Genomic DNA, 18010 nt, shown 5'->3' on the forward strand with positions numbered 1-18010 from the left:
CGGCGTCGCGGCGAACGCCCCGCAAGCGCTGAAACCGGCCGAACGCGCAGAACCGGCCTACCGTGGAGGTATGGCCGGCGAACAGCACAAACAGCAGGATCGGCGCCACCCGCATCCGCCGGAGGCCGTGGCCCCGCAGACCGCGCACGAACAGCTCGCGTGCCCGGTCTGCGGGCGCCCCGTCGACACCGTCGTCCGGCGGCGCAAGTCGTTGGGGATCTTCATTCCGGAGTGGGTGCCGGGTCCCTGCCGGAACCCGGAGTGCGCGGAGTACGTACCCGAGGTGGGGAAGCTGCACTAGCTCTGCGAATCCCTCGCTTCCCCGCGCCCCGGCCCCTGGTTCCCCGGCTCCCGGCGCCCTAGCTCTTGGTGCCCAGCCCCGATGCGGCCAGCCCGTTGCGCCACAGCTGGTCCACGCGCGAGCGCTCCGCGCTGTTCGGGTTGGCGTTCTGGCACGAGGTGCCCGGGCCGCCGCCCGACATCAGCTCGGAGCAGGGGCCCGAGTAGTGGTCCGGCAGCCCCAGCACGTGGCCGGTCTCGTGCGCGGTCACCCGGGTGGAGTTGTACTGCTGGTTCTGCCGGTAGTCGAGGAAGATGTAGCCCCGGCCGTGGCCGTCCGTGCTCGCGTACGAACCGCGCGAGTCGTTGCCCTCGTAGTACGAGAAGTTCCCGCCGGAGGAGACCTCCTGCAGCTTCACGTTCGAGACCGAGCTGTTCCATATCTGCGTGGAGCGGGATATCTGGCTGCGGAAGCTGGGCGCGTTGCGCGTGTTGTAGGTGACGGTCACCGCGAGGACGCCCGGGTTCGCGGCGCGCTGCTCGGCGACCGAGCGCTGCACGGCCTCGAAGAAGGCGCGGTTGGCGTCCTGGTTCTCCTGCGAGTGCTCGTACGCGGCGTAGCTGGCGGCATTGCCGGCGGGGGCGGGGGCGGGGGCGGAGGCGGCGCTGGCGGTGGGGACCACGCCGAGGGCGGCCGCGAGGCCGAGGCCGACGGTGGTGGCCAGTACGGCCTTTCGGGACATACGGGAGTGGCGCATGTGGGGGGCTCCTACTCGATCCGGTGGGGGGTGGGTCGTTCGGTACCGGAGTCTGCGGGAGCGGGAACGGCCGGCGGATGATGTCAGCCACCGATAGCGCCGGCCTATCGGGGAGATTTCGGAAGGTCAACTTCCGTGAGAATGGCGGGATTCGGTGGGGTATCAGTGGCTGGTGCGGTCCGCCGGGACCGGCCTACTCTCGGGTCATGGAGCTCGAGGTGAGGCACCTGCGCGCACTGTGCGCCATTGCCGACGCCGGCAGTCTGCACAAAGCCGCGCGGCAGCTCGGCGTGAGCCAGCCCTCCCTGACGACCCAGCTGCGCCGCATCGAACGCGCCCTGGACGGCGAGCTGTTCCTGCGTGAGCGCACCGGTTGCCGGCCCACCCCGTTCGGCCGCGCGGTCCTGGGACGGGCCCGCCCGCTGCTGGCCGAGATGGCCGCGCTCGTGGCCGAGGCCCGGGCGCTGGCCCGCGGGCCGCGGCTGAACATCGGCTCCACCGCCAGCCGCGCGATCCCGGGGTGGCTGCGCCGGATCCACCGCCGGATGCCGGACTTCGAGACCTCGCTGGTGGTGGACGTGTCCGCCAACGCCCTGCTGAGGATGGTGGCTTCGGGGCAGCTGGACGTGGCGTTCGTCCACGAGGTGGAGGGCAGCCCGCTGCGGGTTCCGGCCGGGCTGGAGCTACGGGTCCTGATGGAGCGGGAGCCGCAGTTCGTGTCGATGTCCCGGGACCATCCGGCGGCCCGCCGGCCGGTGGTGGAGTTACAGGACCTGGCGGCCGACCGGTGGACGGTCGACCCCTCCGTGGACGGTGAATGGGACGGCCTGCGGCGGGTGTTCGCCGGCGCCGGACTGGACCCGCCCGTCCTGCACGCCGACTACCACACCGCGACCTCGCTGATCGTCTCCGGCGAGGCGGTGGCCCCCTGCCAGCCGACCTCCGGGCCGCGCGACGACATGGCGATACGGCCGCTGTCCGGCGACCCCCTGGCGGTGCGGCTGCTGCTGGCCACGCGGCCCGGTGCGCATGCCGAGGTCTTCGAGGACCTCCGGGCGGCCTACCGCGAAGCCGCCCTCCGCACGCCGCCGTACCGGGCCTGGCTCCACCACCACGCCAGCCCCCTCCTGGCGGCGTAGCCGCCGGTGGCGGGGAGACCTGCGCCCCTGCGCCCCCTGCGCCCCTGCGCGTCAAGCGGACCACGGGGAAGCTTGCGCCCGCCCGCCCGCCCGCCCGCCTGCCGATGTCGTTGTCGTTGTCGGACCGGGCCTCCTCGATGTCGAGGACGTGGAACTCCCGTCCCGGCACGGCGAGCAGGCGGGCGAGATGGTGCATGCCCTTGCTGTCGCGGATGTTCATGCACCTGCCGTCGAAGACGACCCTCCAGTGGTCCCCTTCCCGGGCGAACGTGTCCGGCGGTCCGCTCGCACTCGATGCGCGCTGCTTCCCGCTCGAGGGTCTCGGCCGGGCGGTGACCGAGGGCGCGGTGGGCGTCCGCCGGCCGGATCCGGCACTGGGCCGCCTCGTACGGCGCCCCGGCCTCGCTCCAGGAGCGGACGGCATCGGCGAGCAGCGCAGACGCGCCGACCGCGTCGCCCGTCGCGAGCAGGACCGCACCGCGCGCCTGCCGTGCGAGGCGCTGAGCGCGCTGCTCGCGAAGCGGTCGGCCACTTCCTCGAGCTCGCGGGCCGCCTCCCGCGCCGTCTCCAGGTCCGCGCCGGCCACGGCGATCTCGGCCTGCGCGGCCGGCAGCGGCGCCCGGCGCAGCCCGGTGGTGGGGGGAAGCTCCTTCGGCGGAACCGGCAGATGCCGGATCAATGCCTCCCGGATCGTGGCGGCCGCCGCGCCGACGCCGCCGTCGGCGAGCCGGACGAGTGAGAGCCCGGGCCCGGGGTCCCGGCCGAGGCGGTGGGCGGCGAGCAGCGCCGCTTCCGCACCGGTCGGATCCCCGCGCCGCAGCCGGATGCGGCCCGGCTCCGCCAGCGGCCGGCCCGGCTCTCGCCGTACGTGGGGACGCGGCTCGTCGAAGGCGAGGAGCACCTGCTGCTCGGCGGCCGCGCAGCGAGCCCGCAGGCGCAGGATTCCCGCCCGGTGCACGCGGCACCGGCCCTCGGCGGCGACACCCGGCCGCTGTGGGTCGAAGTCGCCGAGTTCCTTCGCTCGAACGTGCCCGACGTGGAGGAGTACGTCGTCGACGGCGCGGGCCACCTCCTCGACATGGAGCGGACCCGAGCTCCGAAGCAGGCTTGACTTCGGGCATCCGCGATATATCGTGTTATCCAGAAGACGCGATATGTTGCGTGCCGTGTCCGTACGCCGAGGAGGATCAGCACCATGGCAGAGCAGAAGACGTGGTCGGTCGCCGAACCGCAGAAGCTCACCTTCGAGGAGCCGGTGACCGAGCTCCGCGTCCGCCTCGTCGGCGGCACGGTGAACGTCGTCGCCGACGAGGGTCCGGCCCGCCTCGAGGTGGCCGCCGTCGACGGACCGCCGCTGTACGTCGTCCAGGAGGGCGGCACCCTCACCGTGTCCTACGAAGACCTGCCCTGGAACGGTTCCCAGGACCTCAAGAAGTGGTTCGAGGGCAAGCCCTGGAAGGCCTGGTCCCGCTCCGGCAAGGGCCGCAAGGCCTGGGAGCGCAGGGCCACCGTCACCCTCACCGTCCCCGCCGCCACCCACGTGCAGCTGGCTACGGTCAGCGCCACCTCCGTCGTCTCCGGCATCGGAGCCGACACCGACGTCCACGGGGTCTCCGGCGACGTCACGCTGGTCGGCCTGTCCGGCAAGGCCAACGCGAAGACCGTCTCCGGCAGCGTCGAGGCCCAGTCCCTGACCGGCGGGCTCGGCTTCCACTCCGTCTCCGGCGGCCTGACCGTGGTCGACGGCGCCGGCGGCACCGTACGCGCCGACTCCGTCAGCGGTGACATGCTCATCGACCTGGCCCTCGACGCGGCCGATCCGCGGCCGGTGGACATCTCTCTCAACTCCGTGTCCGGGCAGGTCGCGATCCGCCTTCCGCACCCGGCAGACGCGCGGGTGGAGGCCAACACGGCCACCGGCGGCGTCTCCAACGCCTTCGAGGACCTGCTCGTCTCCGGCCAGTTCGCCGCCAAGAGGATCACCGGCACGCTCGGCGCCGGCACCGGCACCCTGCGGGCCACGACCGTCTCGGGCTCCATCGCCCTGCTGCGCCGCCCGGCCGCCGACGCCCCGGCCGCCCCCCTCGTGCTCGACAAGAAGGTGCTCTGACATGCCGCCCGTCTTCGCCCACGGCCGCCTCCGCCTCTACCTGCTCAAGCTGCTGGACGAGGCTCCGCGTCACGGCTACGAGGTGATCCGGCTGCTGGAGGAGCGTTTCCAGGGCCTGTACGCGCCCTCCGCGGGCACGGTCTACCCCCGGCTGGCCAAGCTGGAGGCCGAGGGCCTGGTCACGCACGCCACCGAAGGCGGGCGCAAGGTGTACTCCATCACCGAGGCGGGCCGCGCCGAACTGGCCGACCGCGGCGGTGAACTCGCCGACCTGGAGCTGGAGATCCGCGACTCGGTCTCCGAGCTGGCCGCCGAGATCCGTGACGACGTGCGGGGCGCGGCGGGTGCCCTGCGGCGCGAGATGCGGGCCGCGGCCTCTGCGACGGCGACCCCGGTCGAGGACGCGTCCTGGGCGGCGGCCAAGGAGGAGCTGCGCAAGGCCAGGCAGGAGTGGAAGGAGCAGGCGCGCCGGGCGAAGGACGAGAGCCGCCGGGCCCGCGAGGAGGCACAGCAGGCCCGCCGCCAGGCCAAGGAGGCGCAGGAGCGGGCGCGCGAGGAGGTCATGCGCATCGCGGGCCAGCTGCAGGAGCAGTTCGCGAAGTCCGGCGGGGTGCTGGGCAATCTGGCCGGCACCTGGCTCGGCGGAAGCGCGGGCGGCGCGAGCGGTACGGGCGGCGCCGGTACGGAGGGCACGAGCAGCGCGGGCGGCACGGGCAGTACGGGCAGTACGGGCGCCGGCGCGGGCAGCACCGGCGCCCCGGCGGCGGACCCGCACTGGGCCGAGGACCTCGCCCCCACCGGCGACCCGGCCCGCGACCTGGACCGCCTGCTGGACCGCTTCCGCGACGACGTCCGCGACGCGGCCCGCGACCACGGCGTCACCCCGGCCGGGCTGGCCGAGGCCCGGGCCCACCTCGCGGCGGCGGCGGACCGCCTCGCGGAGACGCTCCGGCCGTCGCGATAGGTCGCGGATCGGCCTGGGGGATCCGATCGCGGATCAGGCCGCCAGGCCCGCCTCGGCCGCCGCGTACGTGACGCCGTGGTCCGCCAGGACCTCGGCGGCCGTGCCTGGGCGGGAGAGCAGCGCGAGCAACAGGTGCAGGGTGGCGATGTGACGGTCGCGCCGGCCCAGCGCGATGCGCAGGGACTGCTCCAGGGCCTTCTTCGCGCCCTGGGCGAAGGGGACGTGGCGGCTCTCCGGTTCAGGGCGGCCCAGTGCGGAGCGGAGCGAGGAACCCAGGGTCCGGCGCCGCGGGGCCGCCGAGGCCAGTGCGCCCTCGCCGTGGGTCTCCTCGACCCGGGAGACGATCTCGGTGAGGTCGATGCCGAGGCCCGCGAGGGCCTCCTCGTCCGCCCGGGACATGCCGCCCCGGCGGCGGGCCGCGGCGAGGTCGGCCGTCACCGCGGCGCGGTCCACGCCCAGCGGGTCCAGTGCGCCCCGGTCCAGCAGGGCCAGGAGCAGGTGCTCCTCGGTGACGGTGGCGGCGCCGGCCCGGCGAGCCTCGCCCGCGGCGCCCGTCACGGTGTCCCGGGCGTCCTGCGTGAAGCGTTCGAACATCAGACCCTCCCGTGCTTCTTGTGTACGGCCTGACGGCTGACGCCCAGTTCGGCCGCGATCTCCTGCCAGGACCACCCCTGTGCACGGGCGCTGCGTACCTGTACGGCCTCCAGCTGCTCCAGCAGCCTCCGGAGCGCGGCCACGGCGCGCAGGCCCACGCGCGGGTCGCGGTCCCCGGCCCGCTCGGCGAGATCGGTTGCTTCTGTCATGCCTGTCAATTTAGATTGACAGGCATGCGATGTCAACCACCGTTGACGCGGCGGGAGGGTCCCCGGCTAGACCGTCAGGACGATCTTCCCGAACAGGTCTCCGGCCTCCAGCTTCTCGAAGCCCTCCCGCGCCCGGTCGAGCGGCAGGACCTCGTCGATCACCGGACGCACCCCGGTCGCCGCGCAGAACGCGAGGAGGTCCTCCAGCTCGTCCTTCGATCCCATCGTCGAGCCGACCACCTTGAGCTCCAGGAAGAAGATCCGGGTCAGCTCGGCGTGCGCCGGGCGGTCCCCGCTCGTGGCGCCCGAGATGACCAGGGTGCCGCCCGGACGCAGGGACTTGACCGAGTGCGACCAGGTGGCCGCGCCGACCGTCTCGATCACCGCGTCCACCCGCTGTGGGAGCCGCGCCCCCGGCTCGTACGCCTCCACCGCGCCCAGCTCCACCGCCCGCTTGCGCTTGGCCTCGTCCCGGCTGGTGGCGAAGACCCGCAGGCCCGCCGCCTTGCCGAGGACGATCGCGGCCGTCGCGACCCCGCCGCCGGCGCCCTGCACCAGTACCGAGTCGCCGGGTCGCACGCCCGCGTTCGTGAACAGCATCCGGTACGCCGTCAGCCACGCCGTCGGCAGGCAGGCGGCCTCCTCGAACGACAGCTCGGCGGGCTTGCGCAGCACGTTCCAGGCGGGGACGGTCACCTGCTCCGCGAAGGTGCCCTGGTAACGCTCGGTCAGGATCGAGCGCGGTTCGTCGGGGCCGACTCCGTGGCCGCTCTGGCCGATCACGGAGTGCAGGACGACCTCGTTGCCGTCCTGGTCGATGCCGGCGGCGTCGCAGCCGAGGATCATCGGGAGTTTGTCCTCGCCGAGGCCGACCCCGCGCAGCGACCACAGGTCGTGGTGGTTGAGGGAGGCGGCCTTGACGTTCACGGTCACCCAGCCGGGGCGGGCCTCGGGGGCCGGGCGCTCGCCCAGCACAAGGCCGCTCAGCGGCTGGTCACGGTCGATTCGGGCGGCGTAGGCAGCGAACATGCCGCGACGCTACCGCCCGGTAGCGCGGTGGACCAGCCCTGTCGGGGCTCTGTGGGTGAGGCCTTCGTCGCACGGCCGCCCGTACGGACCGGTGGCCGTCGGCGGGAACCGGACGGGGGTGTTCCTGCGTCTGTGCTGGGCCGTCCGGGGGGCGAGCGGAATCGTTCGTTGCGCACTCAACTAAGCGCGCCACGTGCGGTCTTGTGTGACCGGGAGTTGGAAGCGGAGCGTAAGAATCAAGCCTCAGGTGGCGGTAATATTCACGCCATGCCGCCCGGCTCGTCATGAGCCTGCCACCTTGTGGCCGCATTCTCATTGACGGAGCGTCAGCTTCGACGAGGCGCTGAGGCGGAGCATCCCCTCCCGGTTCGGGGGCGGGGAGGGTGTGCCCAACGGAAGAGGGGCCCGGCCGGATGAACATCCGGCCGGGCCCCTCTTCCGCGCTTCTGCTGCCGGGTCAGACCAGGCGGGCCACGCCGTCGGCCTTGGCGGCCGCGGCGACCGCGGCCGCAACGGCCTCGGCGACGCGCGCGTCGAACGGCGACGGGATCACGTAGTCGGCGGCGAGCTCGTCACCGACGACACCGGCGATGGCGTCGGCGGCGGCGATCTTCATGCCCTCGGTGATCCGGCTGGCGCGGACCTTCAGGGCGCCCGCGAAGATGCCCGGGAACGCCAGCACGTTGTTGATCTGGTTCGGGAAGTCCGAGCGGCCCGTGGCCACGACCGCCGCGTACTTGTGCGCGACGTCCGGGTGGACCTCCGGGTTCGGGTTGGCCATGGCGAAGACGAAGGCGTCCTTCGCCATCGAGGCCACCGCCTCCTCGGGCACCGTGCCGCCGGAGACGCCGATGAACACGTCCGCGCCGTTCAGGGCCGCTTCCAGCGAGCCGGTCTGGCCGGTCTTGTTGGTCAGGCCCGCGATCTCCGCCTTGACGTCCGTCAGGTCCGAGCGGTCCGCGGAGACGACGCCCTTGCGGTCGGTGACGCACACGTCGCCGATGCCCGCGTCCACGAGGATCTTGGCGATGGCGATGCCCGCCGCGCCCGCACCCGAGATCACGGCGCGCAGGTCGCCGAGCGTGCGCCCGGTCAGCTTCGCGGCGTTGCGCAGGGCGGCCAGGGTCACGATCGCCGTGCCGTGCTGGTCGTCGTGGAAGATCGGGATGTCCAGGGCTTCCTGGAGCCGGCGCTCGATCTCGAAGCAGCGGGGGGCGGAGATGTCCTCCAGGTTGACCCCGCCGAAGGACGGCGCGAGGCGGATGACCGTCTCGATGATCTCGTCCGTGTCCTTGGTGGCGAGCGCGATCGGCACCGCGTCCACACCACCGAACTGCTTGAACAGGATGGCCTTGCCCTCCATCACGGGGAGGGAGGCCTCGGGACCGATGTCACCGAGTCCGAGCACGGCCGTACCGTCGGTGACGACGGCGACCACGTTGGACTTCCAGGTGTACTCGTTCACCAGCTCGGGCTGCTCTGCGATGGCGCTGCAGACCTTTGCCACGCCGGGCGTGTACGCGAGGGACAGGTCGTCCTTGTTCTGGACCGGCACCGTGGCCTGGATGGCCATCTTGCCGCCCCGGTGCAGCGCGAACACCGCGTCCGGGTTGTTGTCCGTCGCGCTGTCGCTGCGAGGATTGACGATCTCCGCTGCCACTTTCTTGGCCCCTTAAGTCTTTGAATCGTTGAGGGTGACCACACCTGGTTAAGGGGTGGGCGGGCACCGCGTCCGTACTCCGCATCGACGGTTGGCCCGTCTCCGCGAAGGGGAGGTTCGTACGCGCGGGCGCGCCGCACGCGCGCCCTGAGCCCCGGATGAGGGGTGTAAGGATCCGTTGTACCCGAAGAACGCTCACCCAGACGAGTCGATTCCAGCTCGACTGCAGACCTCTTGTCCTGTTTTTGGCGAAAGGTCCAAACACCTGTGTCCGATGGGCGAGACGGACCGCAAATAGTCCGTCAAAAGGGCCAGGTCACAGCGGTTCCTGCGGCCGGGAAGCCCCCATTCCGCAGTCCTGTTGGGTACCCCCACCCACCCGTTATCCGATTTTGACCTGACGAACTGCCTGAATGCGTCAGTCCGAATGGCAAGATGCCGTAATCACACGAGGTCGCGACACTCGAAGGTGCGTGCCCGACCGTTCTCGGATGCTCCACCAGCCAGCCGGAGGAACCAGCTCATGACCGCAAGCACCACCCGTCGTACGACCGCCGCCCGGTCCCGGATCGCCGCGGTCGGCGCGATCGCGGTCGCCGGAGCCCTGATCCTCACCGGCTGTGGCGACCAGACGGAGAAGGGCTCCTCGTCGACGCCCTCCGGTGGTACGTCGAAGGACAGCTCCGCCCCGCTCTTCTCGGCCCTGCCGAAGAAGATCCAGGACGCCGGTGTCATCAAGGTCGGCACGGACTCCGCCTACGCCCCGATGGAATTCGTCGAGGGTGGCAAGATCGTCGGTGTCGACCCCGACATCGCCGAGGCGCTCGGCAAGCAGCTCGGTGTGAAGTTCCAGTTCACCGCGGGCACCTTCGACGGCCTGATCACCTCGATCTACACCGGCCGCGAAGACGCGATCATGTCGTCGATCACCGACAATAAGAAGCGCCAGGAGGGCCTGGACGACAAGGGTCAGAAGATCGGCAAGGGGATCGACTTCGTCGACTACTTCTCCTCCGGCCTCTCGCTCCTCGTCAAGAAGGGCAACCCCGAGGGCATCAAGTCGATGGACGACCTCTGCGGCAAGACCGTGGCCGTCCAGCGCGGCACGATCTACGAGGACACCTTCAAGGCCCAGGCCGAGAAGTGCGGTGACAAGAAGCTCACCATCCAGGCCTTCGACACCGACGCCGAGGCGCAGACCCGCGTCAAGGCCGGCGGCGCCGTCGCCGACCTGAACGACTACCCGGTCGCCGCCTACACGGTGAAGACCTCCGGTGGCGGCAACGACTTCGAGATCGCCGGCCAGCAGAGCGACGTCGGCCTCTTCGGCATCGGCGTGAGCAAGGAGAACACCCAGCTCCGCGACGCCCTGAAGCAGGCCCTCGACGCCGCGATCAAGGACGGCTCCTACGCCAAGGCGCTGGAGAAGTGGAACGTGCAGGACAGCGCCGTCAAGTCCGCGACGGTCAACGCAGGTCAGTAAGTCCCGCGCTCCACGCTCCACTGAAGGGCAGTCATTGTGACTGACAAGATCGAAAAGGGTCCGGCCGAGAACCCGCCGGCCGGACCCGGCGCCTCGGGCCTCCCGTACGAGGCCATCAAGGCAATCCCGGTGCGGCACTACGGCCGCTGGGTCAGCGGCGTCGTCGTCGTCGCGCTGCTCGTCTGGCTCGTCTACGCGTTCGCCAACGGCAACGTCATCTGGGCGACGGTCCGCGACAAGCTGTTCGACCCGGCGGTTCTGAGCGGTCTCGGCAACACCGTGATCATCAGCGTCTCGGCCATGGCGCTGGGCCTCGTGCTCGGCATCCTGTTCGCGGTGATGCGCCTCTCCAAGAACCCGGTGACCGGCGCCGTCTCCTGGCTCTACATCTGGTTCTTCCGCGGTACCCCGGTGTACGTGCAGCTGCTGGTGTGGTTCAACCTGTCGCTGATCTTCCAGTACATCAACCTCGGTCCGATCTACAAGAACGAGACCGTCGACGTCATGACCCCGTTCATGGTCGCCCTCCTGGGCCTCGGCCTGAACGAGGGCGCGTACATGGCGGAGATCGTCCGGGCCGGCATCCAGTCGGTCGACGAGGGCCAGACCGAGGCCGCGCACGCGCTCGGCATGCCGCAGACGAAGACCATGCGCCGGATCGTGCTGCCGCAGGCGATGCGCGTGATCATCCCGCCCACGGGCAACGAGTTCATCAACATGCTGAAGACCTCCTCCCTGGTCTCGGCGGTGCAGTACACGGAACTCCTGCGGGCCTCGTCGAACATCGGCAACACGGCCGGTGCCATCATGGAGATGCTGTTCGTGGCCTCCTTCTGGTACCTGGCTCTGACCAGTGTGTTCAGCGTCGGCCAGTACTACCTGGAGCGCCGTTTCGCCCGTGGTTCCACGCGGAACCTGCCGCCGACGCCGTTCCAGCGCCTGCGTGCCAACCTGAACATGTTCCGCCGTACGGAGGTCGCGCGATGACCACTCAGCCGATGGTCAAGGCCGAGGGCGTCCACAAGTCGTACGGCGCCGCCCACATCCTCCGGGGCATCGACCTCGAGGTCGCCCCGCGCGAGGTCTTCTGCCTGGTCGGCCCGTCCGGCTCCGGCAAGTCGACCTTCCTGCGGTGCATCAACCACCTGGAGCGGATCAACTCCGGGCGGCTCTCGGTGGACGGCCAGCTGGTGGGCTACCGCCAGAAGGGCGACAAGCTCTACGAGCTGAAGGACAGCGAGGTCGCGGCCCAGCGCCGCGAGATCGGCATGGTCTTCCAGCGCTTCAACCTGTTCCCGCACATGACGGCCATAGAGAACGTCATGGAAGCCCCCGTCATGGTCAAGGGCGAGAGCAAGGCCGTGGCGCGCGAGCGCGCGGTGCGCCTGCTCGACCGCGTGGGCCTGGGCGACAAGGGCGGGAACTACCCCACGCAGCTCTCCGGCGGCCAGCAGCAGCGTGTGGCGATCGCCCGCGCGCTGGCCATGGAACCGAAGCTGATGCTCTTCGACGAGCCCACCTCGGCGCTCGACCCGGAGCTCGTCGGCGACGTCCTCGACGTCATGCGGGACCTGGCCGAGTCGGGCATGACCATGATCGTGGTGACCCACGAGATGGGCTTCGCCCGCGAGGTCGGCGACAACCTCGTCTTCATGGACGGCGGCGTCGTGGTCGAGTCCGGCCACCCGCGCGAGGTGCTGGGCAACCCGCAGCACGACCGGACGAAGGCGTTCCTGTCCAAGGTGCTGTAACCGCGCCGAACGCGTGAGAGGGGCGGTACGGGAATCCCGTACCGCCCCTCTCGCACGTGCTGAAGTTCTCACTTTCCTACAAGTGCGCTACTTCAGGGCCAGGACCAGCCCGTCGGAGGGCGAGCGCCAGATCGTCCGGGCCTCCGCGAAGCCAGCCTCGCGCAGGGTCCGGGCGTGCCAGGCGTCGTCGGGGGTGTCGCCGTCGGCGTGCTCGCCGTAGATCTCGAACCGGCGCCTCGTCGGCTCGGCGAGCACCGGGTCGGCGGCCGCGAGGGCCCACCAGTCGGCCCAGTCCAGTGCGCCGGCCGCCCGCGCCCGGTCCATCCCGGCGTGCCGGTGGGCGCGCTCGGCGGCATTGATCCGCGGGGTCGCCGGGTCGGGCATGTGGTCGGCGTTCATGAACACCCCGCCCGGCCGCACCAGCGGGGCGAGCTGCCCGTAGAGCACCGCGAGGTCCGGGCTGTGCAGCCAGTGCAGCGCCGTGGCCGTGAGCACGGCGTCGTACGTGTCGTACGGGAGCGCCGAGGTCCAGCCGGGGTCCTTGAGGTCGGCGGTGACGAACGTGACGCGCCGGTCGCCGTCGAAGTGGCCCCGGGCGATGGTCAACAGCGCCGGGTCGAGATCGACGCCCGTAGTGGTGGATTCCGGGAACCGCCCGAGGACGCGGTCCGTAATACTTCCCGTACCGCACGCCAGATCGAGCACCCGGGGGGTGGGGCCCACCAGTGCCTCGACCATGTCCAGCATGACCCGGAAGCGCTCCTCGCGGTCGGGCATGTACCACTCCTGCTGCCGGTCCCAGCTCTCCTGCCAGGCCTGCCAGTCGGTCGTGGTCTCCGCCATCGCTGACCCCTCCAGTCGTAATACCCTCGAATACGTCTCAGCTGTTACCCGAGACACTAAGCCGCAGCCGTAAGGACTACAAGTGGAACTGGCCCATTACTCGGACTATGCCGTGCGCCTGGTCAACACCGAGGAGCCGGCCCGCAACAAGGATTCGCTCACCTCGGTGGATGCCGTCCGGGGCCTCTTCGGCACCGGGGTCCAGGCCGCCCGCCGGGTCACCGACGCCGACGTCACCCGCTTCCGCAACGTCCGCGGCCGGCTGCGCGCCGTCTTCGAGGCCGCCGATGGCGGCGACCACGTCCTCGCGGTCGACCTGCTGAACTCGCTGCTCATGGAGTTCCCGGTCAGCCCGCAGGTCTCCGGCCACGAGTACCTCGACGACGAGGGCCGCCCGAACTGGCACATCCACCTCGCCGACCACCCCTCGAACGCCTCCGCCGGCTACGCCGCGCTCGCGTCCTTCGGCCTGGCCTTCCACCTCACCGAGCACGGCCCCGACCGCCTCGGCCTGTGCCAGGCCGCGCCCTGCCGCAATGCCTACCTCGACACCTCCACCAACCGCTCCCGGCGCTACTGCTCCGACCGCTGCGCCACCCGGGCCAACGTCGCCGCCTACCGGGCCCGCAAACGGCTGGAAGCCGAGGCGTCCGGCCAGAGCGGCCGCAGCGCCGACACCGCCCAGGACAGCCGCGCCCTCAGCGAACTCTGATCCGCCGCGCGCGGCCGGAAGCGCAGCACCGCCGTCGCCAGCACCAGCTCCTCGGGCACCGTCCCGTAGTCGGTGCTGTCGCCGGTCTCGTTGTACGGGTTGTCCCCGAGCACCCACCAGCCGCCCGGCCGCCGCTCCACCGCCCGCTTGACCACCAGCAGGTCCTGCTGGAACGGGTGCCGCAGCACCACCACGTCACCCGGGCGCACGGCGGCCCCGTACCGGACCACCAGCCGGTCGCCGTGCAGCAGCGTCGGCACCATCGAGGGCCCCGCCACCTCCAGCACCTCGAACGCCGCCCGCGAGCGCCTACTCTCCACCGTGCCCGACCTCCTCGCCCGCTCTCGCCCCACTGCGCATGCTGCCGCACACTCCCGTACGTTCGCTCACCGGTCTGCACGCCACCCTGGACTTTTGTCCCAAGCCCACGGGGCCGCTCGCGAAAACCCCCTTCCCACGGAGTAATCTCCCCCTTGAGAAGACGATCACGAGGAGGACAAACTCCATGCTTTCCCGCCTCTTCGCCCCCAAGGCGAAGGTCTCCGCCCACTGCGATCTTCCGTGCGGCGTGTACGACCCTGCCCAGGCCCGCATCGAGGCCGAGTCCGTCAAGGCCGTACAGGAGAAGTACCAGGCCAACGAGGACGCCGACTTCCGCGCGCGCGCCATCACCATCAAGGAGCAGCGCGCCGAGCTCGCCAAGCACCACGTCTCGGTGCTGTGGAGCGACTACTTCAAGCCCCCGCACTTCGAGAAGTACCCGCAGCTGCACACCCTGGTCAACGACACCCTGAAGGCCCTCTCGGCCGCCAAGGCGTCGAACGACCCGGCGACCGGCCAGAAGGCCCTCGAGCTCATCGCCGAGATCGACCGCATCTTCTGGGAGACCAAGGCCGCCTGATCCAGGCCTGCCCTCCGGCACGAAGGGGCCCGACCGTCACCGGTCGGGCCCCTTCGCCGTGCAGGGACTGCTCGTGGACCACTCGTCCACTGGTGGGACTACTCGTCCTCGTCGTCCTCGTCGTCCAGCCGCGCCAGCCACGTGGCCAGGCGCTCCACCGGGACCTCGAAGTCCGGGTTCAGGTCGACGAAGGTGCGCAGCTGCTCGGCGAGCCACTCGAAGGTGACCTCCTCCTCGCCGCGCCGCTTCTCCAGCTCCTCGATGCCGCGATCGGTGAAGTACAAGTCGGGCTCCGTGCCGTGATGAAGGTGTGCAGGGGATGTTTCCCGCCAGGATAATCCGCATGCCCGGCGAGACCTCCCGCCCTACCGGACCCGGCGCTAGCCTGGACTGCCAGACACCTGAGGGGGCAGGGGATGCAGGACGGGCGCACGGGCGGCACCGCGCGCGCCTACGAGCTCCTCGAACCCCTCGTCCAGGCGGCCACCGTGCGCGTCCACGCGGCCCCGGACGGGTATGCACCCCATGGGACCGGTCCCACCTGGGGGAGTGGCTTCTTCATCGCCCCGGGCTGGGTCCTGACGTGCGCGCACGTCGTCGGTGAAGGGGGTGCAGCGGTGCGTCTCGTGGGGCGTGAGCTCGGCATCACCTTCTCCTCCGGCGCCGACGGCGCCACCGGGACCGTCACCGGCCGCGTCGAGTGCGTCCTGCCCGAGCGGCTCGAGGAGCGCCGGCCCGCCCGGCACGCCCTGTGGGACCTGCCCGACCTGGCGCTGGTCCGGGTCCTCGCACCGATCACCCACGCCTGCGTACGGCTCACCGACCGCGCCAGACCCCGCCTCGACGAGGTCGCGTACTTCGGCTGCACCGAGGACCTCGGCACCCCCGAGATCACCGGCCGCACCACCCGCCTGCGCGGCACCGCCGCCGGCGGTGCCGCCCTGCGCCTCGGCGGCGACGACGAGATCGAGCCCGGCATGTCCGGCGGCCCGGTCGTGGACCTGGCCCGCGGCGAGGTCGTCGGCGTGGTCAAGGCCCGTCGGCACACCGGCGGCGGCGGACTCGCCGTGTCCGTCGTCCAGTTACGCACCCTGCCGCTGGCCGCCACCGGCCAGGTCGGGCTCTACCGCCGCGTCATGCAGGCCCACGACCTCTACCACTACGACCAGCACCTGAGCGATCTGGGCAGCCGCCGCACCTGGACCGACGTCCACGACGAGCTCCCGGCCCCCGGCGACCCGTACGAGGGCCGCAGACGGCTCACCGCCGCCGAGCGCACCACCTTGTGCGGGCTGCTCGCCGAACTGCCCCCGCCGCGCTCCTCGGAGGCCGTCCGCGCCCTGGTCGAGGCGGCCCGCGGCGAGGAACCCGACCCGGGCCTGCCGGCCCCGCTCAGCTGGCGCGACGGGCTCGGCATGCTGCACGACCCGCCGGCCGGCGCCGGCGAGGCCGCCGCGATGCTCCGGTACGCGACCGACGTGAGCGTGGCCGACCACCGCGAGCCGCCCTCCCCGGGCTCCGACGAAGAGCTGTGGGACTGGGTACGGGCGACGGCCGAGCGGCTGTGGCGGCCCCTGCGGCGGGAGTTGGGCGAGCGCCACGAACAGGGCCTGGCGCAGCGGGACCGGCGCCGGCGGGCCCGGGCGGCCGGTCAGACGAACGGGCACGCCCGCCCGGCCGACGGGCTGACCCGCGGGCCGTCGGTGCTGCTGGAGGCGTGGGCGCACGGCTGGGAGGACGTCTACGACTGGCGCGTCTCGGTGCTGGCCGGTCCCGCCCACCCGGGGCGGCTGACCCCGGTGGACTCCGGCGTACGGGTCACCCGCGCGGGCCTCGCGGAGGCGCTGCGGGTCCCGCTCGCCGAGGCCTTCCGGCGCTGCGACACCCACGAGGCGGCAGCCCTCCTCGAAGTCGCCGTGGCGCCCGAGCTGTTCGGCCTGCCCGTGGACACCTGGACCGTGGCGGGCCGGGTGCCGCTGGGCGTCCAGCGGCCGGTGGTGTTCCGCTATCCGCCCGGCAGCGGCGACACCCCGCCCGACGACGAGGCCGTCCACCGCCGGGCCGACCGCTGGGCGCGCGTCCAGGCCGGGCCGCTGGCCGACGAGCGGGCCGACTGCGCGCGCGGTCGCCCCCGCACCCCGGCCCCGGAATGGCTCGACGCCCTGCCGGACAACACCGTGCCCGTGCACTGCCGGGCCGCCGACGCGGAGCCCACCCGCGGCTCCCTCCACGCGGTCCACGACGCCGGATACGGGGTGGCCGTCACCCGCCGGCCCCCGGCCGATCCGGCGGCCGACTGCGCGCCGTTCCACCGCGGACTGCGCGAGGAGCTGACCGAGGCGGGGCGGGGAGCGCCGCTGCCGGTCAGGCTCCAGGCACTACGGGCCCGCGCGCACGGGGCCGACCCCGACGCGTACTGGGCGGACGGGATGGCCCTCGTATGGGACGACCCGGCCCGCGCGCTGCCCGAAGACGAGCCGCTGCAGGGCGACCTGTGACGGGCGGGAGGGGGAGGGAGCAGCCGTGAACGAGGAATGGCTCATATACCGGGGGGTCGGCGAACCCCACGACGGGATCCGGGCCCTGCCCGATCCGCCGCCGTGGCGGGACTTCGACGGCGGCCCCGTCGGCGAGCCCGGAGGACTCGCCGACACGGCCGACGGGAACGTGGCGCGCCGACTCGGGGCGCACCGGCAGGCCGCCGAGCTGCACCGGCCCGAGCCCGAGGAGCTCGAGGCCATCAACGCGGCCCTGTACCTGCGGCGGCCGCTGCTCGTGACCGGCTACCCCGGAACCGGGAAGTCCACCCTCGCCCACGCCGTCGCCCACGAACTGAAACTCGGCCGGGTGCTGCGCTGGCCCGTGGTCTCGCGGACCGTGCTCCAGGAGGGCCTGTACCGCTACGACGCCATCGCCCGGCTCCAGGACGTCCAGATCGCGGCGAGCGGGGGTTTCCCCGGCGCGGCCCCCGCAGCCGGAGCCGGCACGCCGCCCGGCATCGGCAAGGCCCCGGGCATTGGGAAATACATCCGGCTCGGACCGCTGGGGACGGCCCTGCTGCCCACCGAACGGCCCCGCGTGCTGCTCATCGACGAGCTCGACAAGAGCGACATCGACCTGCCCAACGACCTCCTGAACGTCCTGGAGGAGGGCGAGTTCGCCCTGCCCGAGCTGGAACGGGTCGCCGACACCGAGCCCGAGGTGCAGGTGCTCACCGACGACGGGGCGAAGGTCACCGTCCGGGGCGGCCGGGTGCGCTGCCGGGCCTTCCCCTTCATCATCCTGACCAGCAACGGCGAGCGGGACTTCCCGGCCGCCCTGCTGCGCCGGTGCATCCAGCTCAAGCTCGGGCAGCCCGGCGAGAAACGGCTCGCCACCATGGTCCGCGCGCACCTCGGCGAGGAGGCGGCCCAGCTCGGCGCCGACCTGATCCGGGAGTTCCTCAGCCGGTCCCAGTCCGAACTCGTCGCGGCCGACCAGCTGCTGAACGCCATCTACCTCACCCATTACGCCGCCCCGCCCACCCGGGAGGACCTCGCCGACCTGCTCATCCAGCGCCTCGACCGCCCGAGGTGAGC

At 72.0% G+C, this 18010-nt stretch carries 20 protein-coding genes; 12 read left to right on the forward strand and 8 right to left on the reverse strand.

The annotated features are described in order from the left end of the window. Positions 1–70: 70 nt before the first annotated feature. Positions 71–301, forward strand: coding sequence for a hypothetical protein (locus ACZ5WG_RS02230; protein WP_468719977.1), 231 nt, complete (start codon positions 71–73; stop codon positions 299–301). A 58-nt stretch (positions 302–359) separates the two neighbouring features. Here ACZ5WG_RS02230 and snpA read toward each other — a convergent pair whose 3' ends face one another. Beyond that, complete coding sequence (gene snpA, locus ACZ5WG_RS02235) at positions 360–1037, reverse strand: snapalysin (protein ID WP_468719979.1); 678 nt, start codon at positions 1035–1037, stop codon at positions 360–362. A 206-nt stretch (positions 1038–1243) separates the two neighbouring features. Between snpA and ACZ5WG_RS02240 the strand changes: the two genes are divergently transcribed. The 4 genes from ACZ5WG_RS02240 to ACZ5WG_RS02255 all read left to right on the forward strand — a co-directional run bounded on the left by ACZ5WG_RS02240 (position 1244) and on the right by ACZ5WG_RS02255 (position 5250). Then, complete coding sequence (locus tag ACZ5WG_RS02240; RefSeq protein ID WP_468719980.1) at positions 1244–2176, forward strand: LysR family transcriptional regulator; 933 nt, start codon at positions 1244–1246, stop codon at positions 2174–2176. A 769-nt stretch (positions 2177–2945) separates the two neighbouring features. Beyond that, positions 2946–3287 (forward strand): hypothetical protein, encoded by a 342-nt coding sequence (locus ACZ5WG_RS02245; protein ID WP_468719981.1) that lies wholly within the window; start codon positions 2946–2948, stop codon positions 3285–3287. A gap of 84 nt (positions 3288–3371) precedes the next feature. After that, positions 3372–4286, forward strand: coding sequence for a DUF4097 family beta strand repeat-containing protein (locus ACZ5WG_RS02250; RefSeq protein ID WP_468719982.1), 915 nt, complete (start codon positions 3372–3374; stop codon positions 4284–4286). A 1-nt stretch (position 4287) separates the two neighbouring features. Continuing rightward, a complete protein-coding gene (locus ACZ5WG_RS02255; RefSeq protein ID WP_468719984.1) occupies positions 4288–5250 on the forward strand; it encodes a PadR family transcriptional regulator in 963 nt (320 codons plus the stop codon). 33 nt (positions 5251–5283) lie between these two features. Here the strand turns inward: ACZ5WG_RS02255 and ACZ5WG_RS02260 are convergent, their stop codons facing one another. The 4 genes from ACZ5WG_RS02260 to ACZ5WG_RS02275 form a co-directional block, all read right to left on the reverse strand. Further along, positions 5284–5844 carry a Clp protease N-terminal domain-containing protein gene (locus ACZ5WG_RS02260; RefSeq protein WP_468719985.1) on the reverse strand — a complete coding sequence of 187 codons (561 nt, stop codon included), beginning with the start codon at positions 5842–5844 and terminating at the stop codon, positions 5284–5286. Next, positions 5844–6053, reverse strand: a complete 210-nt coding sequence (locus tag ACZ5WG_RS02265) for a helix-turn-helix domain-containing protein (RefSeq protein ID WP_008741547.1) — start codon at positions 6051–6053, stop codon at positions 5844–5846. Before ACZ5WG_RS02265 ends, ACZ5WG_RS02260 begins: the two co-directional genes overlap by 1 nt. A gap of 66 nt (positions 6054–6119) precedes the next feature. Beyond that, entirely contained in the window at positions 6120–7082 is a 963-nt protein-coding gene (locus ACZ5WG_RS02270) for a zinc-binding dehydrogenase (RefSeq protein ID WP_053691791.1), read from the reverse strand. Positions 7083–7539: 457 nt separating this feature from the next. After that, entirely contained in the window at positions 7540–8742 is a 1203-nt protein-coding gene (locus tag ACZ5WG_RS02275; protein WP_030291341.1) for an NAD(P)-dependent malic enzyme, read from the reverse strand. Positions 8743–9265: 523 nt separating this feature from the next. Here ACZ5WG_RS02275 and ACZ5WG_RS02280 point away from each other — a divergent pair. Genes ACZ5WG_RS02280 through ACZ5WG_RS02290 form a run of 3 tightly spaced genes read left to right on the forward strand, consistent with a single transcriptional unit; the run spans position 9266 to position 11976 of the window. Next, on the forward strand, positions 9266–10225 hold the full coding sequence (locus ACZ5WG_RS02280) for an ABC transporter substrate-binding protein (RefSeq protein WP_468719987.1): 960 nt from the start codon (positions 9266–9268) through the stop codon (positions 10223–10225). Positions 10226–10261: 36 nt separating this feature from the next. Further along, on the forward strand, positions 10262–11212 hold the full coding sequence (locus ACZ5WG_RS02285; RefSeq protein WP_468719988.1) for an amino acid ABC transporter permease: 951 nt from the start codon (positions 10262–10264) through the stop codon (positions 11210–11212). Continuing rightward, the gene (locus ACZ5WG_RS02290; protein WP_323139554.1) at positions 11209–11976 is read left to right on the forward strand and encodes an amino acid ABC transporter ATP-binding protein; all 768 of its coding nucleotides are present in this window, start codon (positions 11209–11211) and stop codon (positions 11974–11976) included. Before ACZ5WG_RS02285 ends, ACZ5WG_RS02290 begins: the two co-directional genes overlap by 4 nt. Before the next feature lie 87 nt (positions 11977–12063). Here ACZ5WG_RS02290 and ACZ5WG_RS02295 read toward each other — a convergent pair whose 3' ends face one another. Next, a complete protein-coding gene (locus tag ACZ5WG_RS02295) occupies positions 12064–12819 on the reverse strand; it encodes a class I SAM-dependent methyltransferase (RefSeq protein WP_468719990.1) in 756 nt (251 codons plus the stop codon). Positions 12820–12901: 82 nt separating this feature from the next. On the opposite strand from ACZ5WG_RS02295, the gene ACZ5WG_RS02300 reads away from it, so the two are divergent. Further along, the gene (locus tag ACZ5WG_RS02300; RefSeq protein WP_053784645.1) at positions 12902–13531 is read left to right on the forward strand and encodes a CGNR zinc finger domain-containing protein; all 630 of its coding nucleotides are present in this window, start codon (positions 12902–12904) and stop codon (positions 13529–13531) included. Here ACZ5WG_RS02300 and sodX read toward each other — a convergent pair. Then, the gene (gene sodX, locus ACZ5WG_RS02305) at positions 13435–13794 is read right to left on the reverse strand and encodes a nickel-type superoxide dismutase maturation protease (protein ID WP_468720501.1); all 360 of its coding nucleotides are present in this window, start codon (positions 13792–13794) and stop codon (positions 13435–13437) included. The two genes, ACZ5WG_RS02300 and sodX, sit on opposite strands and share 97 nt — an antisense overlap. A gap of 242 nt (positions 13795–14036) precedes the next feature. Here sodX and sodN point away from each other — a divergent pair, with 242 nt between their 5' ends. Beyond that, positions 14037–14432 carry a superoxide dismutase, Ni gene (gene sodN / locus ACZ5WG_RS02310; protein ID WP_008741558.1) on the forward strand — a complete coding sequence of 132 codons (396 nt, stop codon included), beginning with the start codon at positions 14037–14039 and terminating at the stop codon, positions 14430–14432. A 98-nt stretch (positions 14433–14530) separates the two neighbouring features. Here sodN and ACZ5WG_RS02315 read toward each other — a convergent pair whose 3' ends face one another. Further along, the gene (locus ACZ5WG_RS02315; RefSeq protein ID WP_010061466.1) at positions 14531–14716 is read right to left on the reverse strand and encodes a DUF6104 family protein; all 186 of its coding nucleotides are present in this window, start codon (positions 14714–14716) and stop codon (positions 14531–14533) included. A gap of 132 nt (positions 14717–14848) precedes the next feature. Here ACZ5WG_RS02315 and ACZ5WG_RS02320 point away from each other — a divergent pair, with 132 nt between their 5' ends. Together ACZ5WG_RS02320 and ACZ5WG_RS02325 are read left to right on the forward strand one after the other, a co-directional pair. Continuing rightward, positions 14849–16930: a VMAP-C domain-containing protein gene (locus ACZ5WG_RS02320; protein WP_468719991.1), complete on the forward strand. Its 2082-nt coding sequence runs from the start codon at positions 14849–14851 to the stop codon at positions 16928–16930. 25 nt (positions 16931–16955) lie between these two features. After that, positions 16956–18008 carry an AAA family ATPase gene (locus ACZ5WG_RS02325; protein WP_468719992.1) on the forward strand — a complete coding sequence of 351 codons (1053 nt, stop codon included), beginning with the start codon at positions 16956–16958 and terminating at the stop codon, positions 18006–18008. Positions 18009–18010: the final 2 nt, after the last annotated feature.

The organism is Streptomyces sp. NPDC032745, from assembly GCF_055579465.1.